Source organism: Paenibacillus sp. USHLN196, assembly GCF_037144955.1.
Taxonomy (GTDB): Bacteria; Bacillota; Bacilli; order Paenibacillales; family Paenibacillaceae; genus Paenibacillus; species Paenibacillus xylanexedens_C.
This window is the reverse complement of the sequence record NZ_JBBCYH010000005.1, coordinates 424,719-437,235: the sequence shown is the minus strand read 5'-3', so window position 1 is coordinate 437,235 and position 12,517 is coordinate 424,719. Positions and strand designations below refer to the sequence as shown.

The following is a 12,517-nucleotide window of genomic DNA, read 5'->3' as shown; positions in this document are numbered from 1 at the left end:
ATATTATTTAATAATCATACCGAATACCATAATATGAGTAATATACTTATATTATGGTGTTTTTTTATAGCATTAGAAACTCTGAGAGAGCGTTCAGGTAAGCTGATTTGATGGTGGATATCGGTAAAACAGTAGTATCCTTATTTAGAAGATGATACTTAACGAATTTGAAACAACAATGAATCTCGGTATTTTTGAAAAACATAATAGTTCTAGTTTACGGTGAGATATTATTAACGTATGTAGTGGTGTCTTATAAATCTAAAGAGTATTTGTTAAAAGAATTGAAAGACTTGAGTCATCATCAGCTAAAGGATAAGTTGTCTTTTGAACAATTTAATTATCTTAATACACGCAGAAAGGTAATATTAGAGAATATTGAACAGAGGACTGTAACAACTTACTAGATTAGAATTCGCATTAATGTTGTTGTTTCATTTTATTCGTGATTGCACTGTGGATGAAGGAGAAAAATGGGTATTCAAACCCAGCAATTTTGATCTTTGGTAAACGAAGGTTTTGTTCAAAGTGGAAAATAGAAAACAAGTACTAGAATTGGTGATAGAACGATCGCTATATTTTGAATTTTTATGTAAATGTGTTTAATCAATGATAGTTTGATAGTAGAGTACTCGATAGATGGAGTAGGACAAAGAAAAATTACAATAGAGAATTAAATTGGAGGTTAGAGGAATAATGGAGCAACAGATGGATCCTCTTTATCCCATGATAGCAGAGCATATTCTAAGTATGATACCTAGTGATAACTGGAATGAGATTTACTTGTACGCCGAAATACTAGATGGATCCAGAGAGGTATACTTCTATTTCAACACTTATGAGAATGAGGAGTTCATATACTCTCATGATATTCCTGAAAAATATAGACTGAGTGAAAAAACTTATGATAACTTATTATTAGAATTACAAACAAAATTTAAAGAATTAAGACAAATTTTTATAGACTATGATCAAGAGGCGTGGACAAATTTAACCTTAACATTAAAGCATCCTGGTAAGTTAAAAATTCATTATGATTATGAAGACGTAATAGCTTCAGAGGTGACCCCAACTCAAAGACAAATGATTTTTGAGTATAAATATTTAGGTTTGCTTCCTGAAAAAGAAAAAAATAAACAGTTTGTAGAGAATTATAAATAGTCATAATAAATAGCTGTAGAATTATCCTAATGAAAAACAATTGCATTACATGTGAACAGGTCAACTTTGGTTATATACAACCATAATTGTCCTGTTTTTTTGTTATTATCCAAAGTTACTCGCAAATGTTTGCGATCCATTGAAGTTGAAAGGAGATGGGCAACATGAGTTTGACTTATGAGAATCTGATTATTGAACCATATGAACTGGTGCATTTGCAAGAACTGACGATCCGGAAAAAAATGAATGAGCACACTCGGCTCGTGTTTAAGGGCATGGTGTCCGAGGAATGGAAGGATCGCTATGTCGATGTTACGGATAAGAATACCCCAATTGAAGTGTGGCAAAAAGATGAGGATGGCAATAAGAAGCCTCTGTTCAAAGGCATTCCACTATCTGTTGAAGTGAAGGTTGTCAGAGGCGTATATACGCTCCACGTGGAGGCCATTTCACATACATACCGGATGGACATTACAAAACGAACGCGTACATTTCAAAATATCAAAATGAAGTTACCCGATTTGTTAAAGGAACTGGATCAGGATTATCCGGGACTGGACGTGATCGATGAGGGGACCGAGGGAGCCAAGATTGGCAAGGTTGCCGTGCAATATCAAGAAACGGATTGGGCATTTCTCAGGAGACTTGCTTCTCGCTTTCACACGAGCTTAATGCCGGCCGCTCAGTTTGACAGCCCCAAATTTTATTTTGGCGTCTTTGAGCACGGAAATTCAATCGATCTGGACAATACACGTTATACAATCCGCAAAAATATGGCACCATTCATGTACTTTACCGAAAACGATACGTTAAAGGTCAACGAATCAGATTTCATTATATATGAAATCGAGACAGATCAGGTGATGGAGCTTGGACATCATATTACCTTCCGAGGCAGAAGCCTATATGTGACTGAGGCATACACCGAGCTTGTGGGAGGAATAGTGAAGCACCAATATGTACTTTGCCTTCATAGAGGACTAAGACAAAAGACATATTACAATTCGATAATTGCCGGAAGCTCATTACTTGGTCGCATCCTTTCAGTGCATGGTGGTCATGTAAGAGTTCAGCTGGACTGTGATGAAAAACAGGAGGAAGAGGAAGCGTTGTGGCTGTTGTATCAGTCGCCATACATCGCAGAGGGGCAGACAGGTTGGTATGTCATGCCTGAAGTGGGTGATCCGGTGGCCGTATATTTTCCAACGCAAAACGAAGAAGAGGCCTATGCGACAGGAGCACCCCGTCTGGATAATAAGGTAACTGGAACGAACCAATTAAACAAACCGGATCATAAAATTTTCCGTACGCCTTATGGCAAAGAAATCAGACTGACCCCAGATTCCATCTCCATTAGCAGCAAAGAGGGCGAGGTGTTCATTCGTCTCAGCGGGGACGAGGGCATTCAGATCATCGGAAGCCAGCAGATTCGGATGTCTGCTGGGGGCAATATCTCGCTCAAAGCCGGGAAGAAAATAACGTTATCTGCCGATTCGCAATTGTTGCTGGAAGGCGGGGGAGGGACATTCAAATTGGATGGACAAGCAAAAATGAGTGGATCAGAAGTGAAAGCCAACTAGTATAGGGTGACGTATGGGCAGGAGGGATAATTTCCAATGGATCGCAAGGAATCTATATTACATTTTTATACCCATCAGGTAAAACCTGCGCGGGCCAAACTTATGGATGATTTGCAGCATACGCTGCATACAAGGTATACGGAATTGACAGCCGAGTTCCTAAGTCATTTCAGGTTGATGATTCAGGAAGTCAGCGACGCCCAAAAGCGTGGGGCGAAAGGGCCGATCGCTTACATTCAATATTCTATGTTGCGAACAGAACTTCTTGGAGGGGCGATGAATGTCCTGGTCGAAGCATATGATGCTTCATGGTTGTTGGATCGAACACCCATCCGTTCATTCTATTCTTCCCACTGGGCCTATGAGTGTCTTGAACGGATGCTCAATGGATTAAGAGAAGAACTTCCTCACTATCAAGGAACCGTTACAGTGGTAGAACTGGACCGCATCATGCTACAGGAAGCGGCGTTGGTGAATCGGTATCTTGTACATTTTATACGCCGTAGCTGTAGCGCTCTGGAGGACTTCGAATGGAACTCCCTTATGGATCTGGAACAGATATTCGAAGTACGTGTGGGAGAATACTTGGATGCCAGCGAGTGCGTATTTCGTCTTGATCGAAGGAATAGGAGCATTTAGGAGATTGGTGAAGCATTGGAAGAAAGTGATGGTCTGGAGGTTATGTACGCGCACTTTCAGGGACTGGATATGAGCGAGATGGAATGCAGCGATCTAGATTTTCGTTACAGCCGTTTTGACCGTATCGATATGCATTCTACCGATTTTCAACGCTGTATCTTGATAGGGACACGTTGGCGCAATTGTAGTCTGGAGAATACCGATTTCACCGGAAGCATTCTATATGGGGCAGATTTCAGCGGGTGTTCTCTGGAAAGAGCTGTTTTCAGGGAGATCATAGGGGAGGTAGGACATCCGGAAGGACTCGCTCAAGGTCCAGAATACGATGCGCTTAACTTCGAGAATTCAAACCTTTCAGGTGCTGACTTCCGAGGGGCACACCTTCGTGGAGCCATATTCCGTGGAGCTAATCTAACAGATACGTTATGGGAGGGTGCTGATGTGGAGGGTGCGATTTTTGACGATGCCGAGAGGAGGCGAGGGTTATCCGATACTTTCGTCTAATGGCCGATCCCAGATGGATACACCGCGTAGAGACTGAGCCTGTTGGTGAACTGCAACGCAGGACCTGGAATCAGGCTTTTCATGATTCGGGCAGTGAGCATACAGCCATTAACCTTTATGTGCGAAGCGGATTCCATGTGGATTATACGGATTATTTGGAACAGCCGGTTCCCTTGGTTTCAGATCAATTGCTTGAAACACTTATTTTGTATTGTCCTCAGCTCAAGCGAAGGGCTACCGTATTAACGGACAAGGAGCGAATGACCCAAGAGACGTATTGGGCCATTCACCCTCCTGCACTGGCAAACGTATTATCTCCTCATACCCGTCGGCGTATGGATGGAAGTCTGGAGCGGATCGTACTGAAGCGAGATTTCCCGGAGTTACCCCTGTTCCAATTGATGGAGCTGCGCGAAACCGTGATCATTGTCAATCTGGCGTTGTCGGAGAGCATTCTGCGGCGAGATGTCGCAGGAGTACAATTCATTCCGTTGGACTTGGAACAAACGAATTAGAAAGGAGAGGTTATGATGGCGCGAAGTCAAGATCATGATGCCCAGATTCATACGGCTGGAGAAGCCTCTAAAAGCTATGTCGTTGCAGGAGCAATACTTAAATGCAATTGTGGGACGCAGCGTACACGATTGAAGATACCATTCAGTCATGGCGTATATATCAAGGGGAAGGCGAAGATGACTGTCGAGGATTATGTTCCAGGTATTCATATTGGATCGTTCGGTAACTGTTCCAATCCAGTTAATCCAGTAGTGGCGGCAAGCACGATGGTTGACATCTATGGGGTTAAGAAAGCGCCTTGCGTTCCCGTGCTGACCATGCCTTGGCTTCATGGAAAGGGAGATACCAAGGTGGAAGGGAAAGCTGCACTGCTCAGTCACTGTACGCACAAGTGTCTGTATGGCGGAGATATCGTCATAGAGAATGACGGACAGCAATTGGACTTTTGACGATGAATGAAATTACGGAGAAGAAACTCGACCAGATCGGTTATGAGCAAATTCATCTATATTGGCCTTATCGTGCTCAGTGGTTAGAAGGCGTGCAAATTACCCGCCAAGTGAACGAGCATGCGAAACTCTACGTCAGCGGTATAATTCCGGAAGAGGATGGGCCGGGCATTCTTCAAGTTCAGGCTGAAGGGGAATCTATCGTACTCAGACAAGTCGATAAAAATGGTAGATCAGTGAGGAGACTCTTCCATGGCGTAATGACATCGCTCTCGGTTCATTTGTCGGGAGGGGTCTATCGATTCGAACTTGAAGCCTTGTCCAACTCCTATCAAATGGATATGCGAATTGAGGAAAGAGCCTTTCAAAACAGAGGGTGGACGTTCAAAGAACTCATTCAATTCATTATGAATTCTTACCGCTATTCGGATGTCATGGATCAGGTTACAGGAAATACCTCATTGAGCGGACTTGTATTACAATATAAAGAGACCGATTGGATGTTCCTACGCAGGCTTGCCTCGCGATTCGGTACAGTGCTGGTCCCCGAAATCACAGCGGCATCACCAAAACTGTATATCGGTTTGCCAGTAGGTACGTTGTGGAAATGGCCAGAAGACCAACCTTATCAGTTTCGTAAGGAGCTGGCCGGAATCGACTGGCACGGCTCCGGAACGGAAGATCGATATATTATTCAGGGCCCCAAGGGATCGCAAGGCGTATTGCAATATACGGTGGAAAGTGTCGAGACCTATGCGTTGGGAGACAAGGTCGAACTTCCGGATGGCAGAGAGCTGACCGTGGTGTATGCCCATTCGCGACTGGAATCCGGGTTGCTCATGACGACATATCGCATGGTACTCGAAGACCACATTCGTGTACCTAGATGCAATCTATCGGACCTGATTGGGTTATCGCTGTACGGCGAGGTGGTCCGCGTGATTCATGATCACATTCAGATCAAATTACCCATGGATGAGGGCCCGATGACGCAAGGCTCCGCCTGCCCCTATCCGGTCGCGCCAGTTTATGCTGCGGAAGGGCATAGCGGATTATACATGATGCCGGAGATCGGGGATCAGGTGGAATTATATTTTCCAAGTAGTCTTGAATCCGGAGCGTACATTCGTCATTCTATCTCTGAGGGTAAACGTTCCACTAACGGAGGGACAGAGCATAAAGTCTGGGGGCATCCTGCCGGAAGCTCTATCGGGATGTCGCCTGAGGAGGTTACACTGCAAGCCGGATCCGGGTTAACGATTACCTTGAATGATCAGGGGATCGTATTGGATAGTCCAGGCAATCTGTCCATTCAAGGCAGCAATATCCTGCTTGCAGCCGGACAGATCGAAGCCACAGCACCAGAAGCGATTTGGCTGCTTGGCGGGGGTGGTAGCTTCATTTTGGACGGGGAGGCCAACGTACGAGCAGGTCTATTGCAACAGGAGGGCAGCAACAAAGCGCCTGTTCATGTGGCGGATCTGCCTCCGGAGCCGGAGCCACCGCTGATGCCGATTGAGGAGTACGAAGCGGCTCAGGCCGCAGCAGCCGCAGAGGTTGCTGCAGTGACGCAGGCATCAACGACGAACCCGAAAGATGGATCGTTGGCTGGAGCTGCGTTGGCCATCACTGCTATGATTCCGATCCTGGGAGCTCTAGGGGGGATTGCTGCTCAGACAGCCATCGGCGTAGGTATTGCTGCCGTTGCAACGGGTCTCATCGCGAGCGTGCCGAAGTTAGGCTCCTTCAAGCCTTCGGCTCTGAATTTGCTGGACCGATTTACGAACAGATTTACCGAGCTCCAACAGCAGGAGAACGAAGCGAAATGGACGATGCTTGGGAAAATGTTGACGGCCGCCAAAGAGTTGACTACATCGACTTCGGTGACTGATTTCTTTAAGAAGTTGGAACAACAGAACAAGGAAATTAGCCTTGCTTATGAGCAGATTCCGAGTTACTTCCGTGAGAAGTGGGCGCATGAAAAAGCCCAGCGTGACCTGCAGAAGTCGCTGGAATTTTTCAAGAGTGTGGAGAAAGACGATGTTCAACATCAAACCTTCTTTTCGCCCTATTACCAAGAAATTTCATGGGCATTAGACAGGGCTGGCATATATCATAATATTACCGTCGAGGAAGTAAAAGATTACGATTTTTGGTTGCGTCAGGACCTGACATTGGAACAGATGAAATATCTGACACAGTTGATTTACAATCCGATTAGCGATGAGAAATTCGTAGAGATGATCTACGATTATGAAATGCATCGCGATTTAATAGAGAACGGAACGATGATTGGTGGTAATCTAAGGGTAAGGACGCCAGACATTGAAGGAAAGGTCATGCAAGTTGTTGGTAACGGATTAAAAACAGCAGCGACATTTGCAAAGAAGAAATGGACAGACGGTCAGAAAATGAGGATCGTTTCTGGTGGAGGAAGCGATTGGAGCGGGAATAAGTCGAAAAAAACGGGACAAGCAAGTTCTGGTGGCAAAACAGAAGGTGAAACTGAAACTAAACCTAACCAAGCGGGTAGTGATCAGAAGCCACCAAAACAGAAACCAAAAGATACCGAAACTAAGACGAATCCAGAAAAAGATGCTACTCCAAATGACGTGAACTCATGGAAGAAAACTCTGCCAAATAAGGTTGAGGATAATTCTGAAGTGGATACTAAACCACCTAAGCCACCAGAACCAGAGGGAGAACAGGACACAAGCAAACCGAAGGGAAATAAGGAAGGAACTGAGGGGACGGGTAATGTTGGTAGTCAAGTTGATGATGTTATACGTGATGGAAGTCATATAGTAGATGGGAAGCTAAAGCCAAATGTAACATATAAAACAGGTGAATATGAATATATCTATAAAACTGATAGTGAGGGAAGACTTGAAAAATTTACTGCTGACGATTTAAAATTAACTGAGAGGGGTAGCAGATTACCTCATGATCCAGTTACTCCAGGCAAAGAGCCAGGCGACCATGCGGGTCATTTGGCAGGGGATAGATTTGGTGGCTCACCAGAAATTGACAACCTTGTTTCACAACTAAGTAATGTGAATTTAAGCCAATATAAGAAAATTGAGAATCAATGGGCTAATGCGATTAAAGAAGGGAAACAAGTAAAAGTAAATGTTGAAGTGAAATATGACGGAGATAGTGTGCGCCCATCTAAATTTAATGTGCAATATGAAATTGATGGGGAAGTTTTTTCAAAGAGTATATTAAATTAAAAAAGGCAGGTTACTATGAGCAAAGTATTTGAAGATATTTTTAGTGAACTTCAAGCAGATATGGTCTCCATTTGTTTAGAGTATGTTCAAAAAAGAGCGGAAAAAATATATATCTATTGTTCATTTGAGGAAAGCGTTATTTCCAGTGATTTCTTCTGTTTTATTAACGGTAAGCTTGTAAAGAAACACAAACTTAACGATGCATTAGATGGTAGTTATGGTTTTCTATATGACATATCAGTCGAAAGACAAAAAGGTGTTTTGAATATTATTAATGATGATATTGAAAAGATATATAGATCATGCGACGAACACAAAAGAGAAATGCCAACTGAAATAAAATTGGTATATGATGTTACAAAAAATAGCCTTAAAGCAGAATATAAATATGAACTGGTTTATTCAAATGATCCTGTAAAAACTGCAGACGACATTGCAAAGGAATGGTTCGAGCAAATTCAAAAAGAACATAGCGCTTAAGATGATTTCTCATCTACTTTATATCACGCAGAGCTATGAGAATCTTTTAAAATATTGAGAATTAGCAGTGAAGATGATCCCATTGTTCAACCAATAACAAATATAACCAATGTAAAACCGTATAAAGATGTAGTCATTTCATTTATATGCACATCAAATCCTTGAATTGTATAACTTAAATAATGCTGTTCCTTTTTACATTGAACAGGTTGATTATGGTCAGATACTACCACGATTAACCTGTTTTTTGTTATCTTCGTTTTCTTCTTGATTTTCCTAGAAATCTCCCAACTGTAAGTACGTTACCCTAATTGATGTAGTACTATAAACTTTATACCTAATTTGTACGCTAGCCTGAATATTATATTGTGAGGCTATATATTGACCAGACTGTCTCACGAACAGATTTACCGAGTCCAACAGCAGGAGAACGAAGCGAAATGGACGATGCTGGGTAAAATGCTGACGGCCGCCAAAGAGCTGACCACATCGACTTCCCCCATTGATCTACTCAAGAAGTTACATCAGTAACATCAGGAAATTAGTGCCACATATTATGAAATTCCAGTTTATATTCGAGAGAAATTGACGAAATAACAGGTGGATCAGGAACTGAAAAGTTCGCTGGATTATTACAGTAATGTGATGGAAACCCGGAGAAAACGATATTTTTTTCGTAGGGCCTCATATCACGGTAGAGGAACTAGGGAGTTATGATTATTGGAAGGCACAAGAACTGAAGCCTTTATGAAATGAGACATCTATCATGGAGGCTAAAGGCCCCCATGAGCGATGAAGCCTTTGCTGAACTATGGGATGGATAGTATCAATGGTGATGTTCCTATTCCACCTAAGACTTCAAAAAAAATTTTCGGAGATTTCTAAAAAATGTACACAAGTTATAAAGAGTACTCGGAAATTGAGACGTATTGTGAGTTTAAAGAAGAGGAAAAGATGAGTAGTAAGGAGGCTATTGCAAGGACATTTAATGAATATGATATGTCAATGAAAAAAGTGAGACAGATAAAGCGGTGATAAGTGTTATCATTGCAGAAATTTTAGTTTCTCATGTAAGGATTCTACACACTTTTAAGGAGTATATGATGGAAACAATATCCGAACTAAATTAATAGAACAAGAGAATAAATTATCAAGTGATCAATTCAATGAATTAATTTCACGTAAAGACAAAGTACTTAAACAATTGGATAATAAACCTGTGGATTATTTTCCAAGGGTATGTTGGTACTATGAAGAATTGTCAGATGAACTTAATAAGTTTTTTGATCAAATCAACACAGACTCCATAAATGAAGAAGAAATAATCAGAGCTAAAAGGTAGATTATCTAATGGTGCTTTGAATAAAAGCGGAGCGAACTTTGGCTATGCAGAAGTTGATATTCAAGGGATGAAAAAAGAATTCTATGCACACAGTCAAGTTGATGGACCATCACCACCACACCAACCAGAGTTTAATTATGATGGTTTTTCATATAAACCAAAAGGCGAAGTGAGGTACCCAGCTGAGGATGCTCCTAATAGTTTAGGGAAAAGTATACCAAGAAATAGCGATACAGAGCATAAAATAATAAATGATCTTGCTAAGCAACTTGGTCCACCAAATCCTAATATAAAGGGAAAAGTGAAACTATTTACAGAAAATGACACGTGTTTAAGTTGTAATAAAAATATTAGTGATTTTCAAAAAGATTATCCAGGCATAACGATTGAAGTTATTCATAATGGTGGAAGTAAAGTTCAAAAAAAATAAGAGGTGATTTATATGGCGTGGCAATATCAAGATTTAATAGATGAATTTTATGGAGATGTTGAAAAGTATAAAAAAGAATATTATAGTCATGACGAAGCAATCAACATGACATTTAATGAATTTTACTCCGAAAGCATCGTTGACGAAATGGAAAGAGCTTTAATATTTATTGTATATGTGGAGCTTTCATTACAGAACCCAAGAATTTTAAGTAAAACAAAAGAAATTCTTATACATGAATTGGAATCAATTAATTTGGAGGGAATTGAAAATCAAATAAAAGATGGGCAATTAACACAAGAGCAATTTGATGAATTATCGATTCGTAAAGATAAGGCTTTGCAAAAAATAAAACTAATGCCTATAGATTTGTGCAACCAGGCAAGATGGTACTACACAGAGATAACGAATGCAGTTAGGGATTTTTGTTCAGAGCTTATTACCAGCAATGTGAATAAGGATGAGGTCATAGAGCAAGTACTGTATCGATATAAAAGGAGTTGTGACCGTACTCTTAGTACAAAGATTACAGTATATGTGACATTGGCTGAAATTTTATCGGAAAAAAATCAAAATCAAACAATCTCTAAAGAACTACTTAATGAAATAAATAGCTTTAAAATAAATTCTGTTAATGATGAATTGGATTTATATGAAAAAACAGATCTATTGAAACGTATACAAAGTTTAATAGAGTAATAATTTCAAATTTTTGGTACAAACCATTTTTTTTGTAATTAACAGCAGCAAGGTAGTAAAATTTATCAAAAAATAGGTATTCAAATACCTTGATAAGCTTTCCAAAAGGCTCTTTCTCACTTGAATCATGAGTAGGAATGAGCTTTTTTCATACTCAAAATCAAAGGAATACGAAATAAATCTAAAAGATATGGTGTGAAAGAAATGAGAGTGGATGTTAATACCATTGTCTTTCCATTGCCTAACAATGAATTATTAGAAGTAGTTGAGCGAAGCTTGAGAGTTTCATTTCCTGAAACTTATAAGAGTCTTATTGAGGAGAATAATGGAGCTGTGCCAATCACGAATAAGTTTAGTTTTAATGGGCGTGAATATATAATTGAGAAATTTCTTTGTATATTGGATGACAGTGAGTCTGATCCTATTAATGGATGGTATGATATTGAAGTTCTATTACGCAAATAGGTGATAGATTAACTGATAATGAAGATTTAGTGGGAATGAATGTAGTTCCTATTTCAGCGCTTTTTCAGGAGATTTTATTTGTTTGGATTTTAGAGAAACAGAAGAGCCTACTGTAGTTATTTGTTTTCATGAAGAGTCGGAGGTGTTCTCTCATGTGACACAAAAAGTCGCGCCTAATATATTAGAATTTTTTGAATTGCTGAGTGAATAAGGTTGTTCTAGTTCATGTTAATGCGTGACCCGGTTGTCAGTATCTTGTAGAGAAGCTAGTGGAGCGTTTTGAACGTGAATTGTAAAACTTAAAGAAGATCTGTGGAAATATTTGAGTTAAGTGATGTGCGTGGAGAATTAACAGAAGATGAGAAGAGAGATCTGTCTAATGACAGATGACAAAAACCAGTAAGGAAGTGACCCGATGGAATTTGAATATCATGTAACCATGCGTGATCTGAAGCAGAACGAGAAAGAGACCTTTATCAACATCTGTAATGAAGAGAACGTGAAGCCCGTGTTGATCATCTTGGACAAAGGTGAATATATTAATCAGCCAATGATTACTGGCATTGTACATAGCACGAATTACGAAGAAGTGAAGAATGTTATTGAAGAAGTTGGGGCGAAATTTCGGGATAACGGATTCACAGTTGTTCGGACGAAGGTGGAAATTCCGGCTAAGGAAGAAACGTATTTTGATCAGCCGATGCTGGCGCAGTTCAAGCCTTATTTCGAATGGCACGGTAAAGTACATGTTGATAATGTGGGCAGATTGAAGCAGTTGTGCGGCGATTCAGGCGGACATATCTCACGGAACTCACTTAATGCAGATGGCAAAGTGAGATTCGTAACAGTCCGTGAATATGAGAGTGCAGAACATTTTTATCGTAGAGTGGGAGAGATCCATGCCATTTTGCATACGAACAAGATCGAACTGTTAAAACAGCAATATGAACTGTGCATCTATGACAGCCGGGAAGAACTGGATCGTGGATGGATCTAATTGGATGTTGAGTACGATGAATGGA

General features: G+C 40.7%; 15 protein-coding genes. All 15 read left to right on the top strand.

The features are described 5' to 3' along the window. The first annotated feature begins 194 nt into the window (after positions 1–194). The 15 genes from WFI24_RS34515 to WFI24_RS15410 all read left to right on the top strand — a co-directional run bounded on the left by WFI24_RS34515 (position 195) and on the right by WFI24_RS15410 (position 12,492). The gene (locus tag WFI24_RS34515) at positions 195–407 is read left to right on the top strand and encodes an Imm3 family immunity protein (protein WP_442956226.1); all 213 of its coding nucleotides are present in this window, start codon (positions 195–197) and stop codon (positions 405–407) included. Positions 408–696: 289 nt separating this feature from the next. After that, positions 697–1,161: an antitoxin YezG family protein gene (locus tag WFI24_RS15475; protein WP_336762099.1), complete on the top strand. Its 465-nt coding sequence runs from the start codon at positions 697–699 to the stop codon at positions 1,159–1,161. Between the two features lie 164 nt (positions 1,162–1,325). Beyond that, a complete protein-coding gene (locus WFI24_RS15470; RefSeq protein ID WP_336762097.1) occupies positions 1,326–2,741 on the top strand; it encodes a phage baseplate assembly protein V in 1,416 nt (471 codons plus the stop codon). 36 nt (positions 2,742–2,777) lie between these two features. After that, positions 2,778–3,380: a hypothetical protein gene (locus WFI24_RS15465; protein ID WP_336762096.1), complete on the top strand. Its 603-nt coding sequence runs from the start codon at positions 2,778–2,780 to the stop codon at positions 3,378–3,380. A 15-nt stretch (positions 3,381–3,395) separates the two neighbouring features. Further along, on the top strand, positions 3,396–3,884 hold the full coding sequence (locus WFI24_RS15460; RefSeq protein ID WP_336762094.1) for a pentapeptide repeat-containing protein: 489 nt from the start codon (positions 3,396–3,398) through the stop codon (positions 3,882–3,884). After that, positions 3,884–4,399 carry a hypothetical protein gene (locus tag WFI24_RS15455; protein ID WP_100528552.1) on the top strand — a complete coding sequence of 172 codons (516 nt, stop codon included), beginning with the start codon at positions 3,884–3,886 and terminating at the stop codon, positions 4,397–4,399. Before WFI24_RS15460 ends, WFI24_RS15455 begins: the two co-directional genes overlap by 1 nt. A 15-nt stretch (positions 4,400–4,414) precedes the next feature. Beyond that, the gene (locus WFI24_RS15450) at positions 4,415–4,849 is read left to right on the top strand and encodes a DUF4280 domain-containing protein (RefSeq protein WP_221821865.1); all 435 of its coding nucleotides are present in this window, start codon (positions 4,415–4,417) and stop codon (positions 4,847–4,849) included. A 2-nt stretch (positions 4,850–4,851) separates the two neighbouring features. Beyond that, complete coding sequence (locus WFI24_RS15445; RefSeq protein ID WP_336762091.1) at positions 4,852–8,079, top strand: DNA/RNA non-specific endonuclease; 3,228 nt, start codon at positions 4,852–4,854, stop codon at positions 8,077–8,079. Positions 8,080–8,094: 15 nt separating this feature from the next. Then, positions 8,095–8,559 carry a DUF600 domain-containing protein gene (locus WFI24_RS15440; protein WP_336762090.1) on the top strand — a complete coding sequence of 155 codons (465 nt, stop codon included), beginning with the start codon at positions 8,095–8,097 and terminating at the stop codon, positions 8,557–8,559. A gap of 381 nt (positions 8,560–8,940) precedes the next feature. Continuing rightward, positions 8,941–9,090: a hypothetical protein gene (locus WFI24_RS15435; RefSeq protein ID WP_336762088.1), complete on the top strand. Its 150-nt coding sequence runs from the start codon at positions 8,941–8,943 to the stop codon at positions 9,088–9,090. Between the two features lie 583 nt (positions 9,091–9,673). Then, entirely contained in the window at positions 9,674–9,901 is a 228-nt protein-coding gene (locus WFI24_RS15430) for an Imm3 family immunity protein (protein ID WP_336762257.1), read from the top strand. 16 nt (positions 9,902–9,917) lie between these two features. Next, positions 9,918–10,331, top strand: coding sequence for a deaminase domain-containing protein (locus WFI24_RS15425; RefSeq protein ID WP_336762086.1), 414 nt, complete (start codon positions 9,918–9,920; stop codon positions 10,329–10,331). Positions 10,332–10,343: 12 nt separating this feature from the next. Beyond that, complete coding sequence (locus tag WFI24_RS15420) at positions 10,344–11,030, top strand: Imm3 family immunity protein (RefSeq protein WP_336762085.1); 687 nt, start codon at positions 10,344–10,346, stop codon at positions 11,028–11,030. A gap of 204 nt (positions 11,031–11,234) precedes the next feature. Further along, complete coding sequence (locus WFI24_RS15415; protein WP_336762083.1) at positions 11,235–11,495, top strand: SMI1/KNR4 family protein; 261 nt, start codon at positions 11,235–11,237, stop codon at positions 11,493–11,495. Positions 11,496–11,910: 415 nt separating this feature from the next. Next, a complete protein-coding gene (locus tag WFI24_RS15410) occupies positions 11,911–12,492 on the top strand; it encodes a hypothetical protein (RefSeq protein ID WP_336762081.1) in 582 nt (193 codons plus the stop codon). The last annotated feature ends 25 nt before the right edge of the window (positions 12,493–12,517 follow it).

Excerpts from the sequence above, each read along its gene's own strand:
- WFI24_RS15465 (WP_336762096.1), top strand. The coding sequence starts at position 2,778 with ATGGATCGCAAGGAATCTATATTACATTTTTATACCCATCAGGTAAAA.
- WFI24_RS15445 (WP_336762091.1), top strand. The coding sequence starts at position 4,852 with ATGAATGAAATTACGGAGAAGAAACTCGACCAGATCGGTTATGAGCAA.
- WFI24_RS15420 (WP_336762085.1), top strand. The coding sequence starts at position 10,344 with ATGGCGTGGCAATATCAAGATTTAATAGATGAATTTTATGGAGATGTT.
- WFI24_RS15455 (WP_100528552.1), top strand. The coding sequence starts at position 3,884 with ATGGCCGATCCCAGATGGATACACCGCGTAGAGACTGAGCCTGTTGGT.
- WFI24_RS15450 (WP_221821865.1), top strand. The coding sequence starts at position 4,415 with ATGGCGCGAAGTCAAGATCATGATGCCCAGATTCATACGGCTGGAGAA.
- WFI24_RS15440 (WP_336762090.1), top strand. The coding sequence starts at position 8,095 with ATGAGCAAAGTATTTGAAGATATTTTTAGTGAACTTCAAGCAGATATG.
- WFI24_RS15415 (WP_336762083.1), top strand. The coding sequence starts at position 11,235 with ATGAGAGTGGATGTTAATACCATTGTCTTTCCATTGCCTAACAATGAA.
- WFI24_RS15410 (WP_336762081.1), top strand. The coding sequence starts at position 11,911 with ATGGAATTTGAATATCATGTAACCATGCGTGATCTGAAGCAGAACGAG.
- WFI24_RS15470 (WP_336762097.1), top strand. The coding sequence starts at position 1,326 with ATGAGTTTGACTTATGAGAATCTGATTATTGAACCATATGAACTGGTG.
- WFI24_RS15475 (WP_336762099.1), top strand. The coding sequence starts at position 697 with ATGGAGCAACAGATGGATCCTCTTTATCCCATGATAGCAGAGCATATT.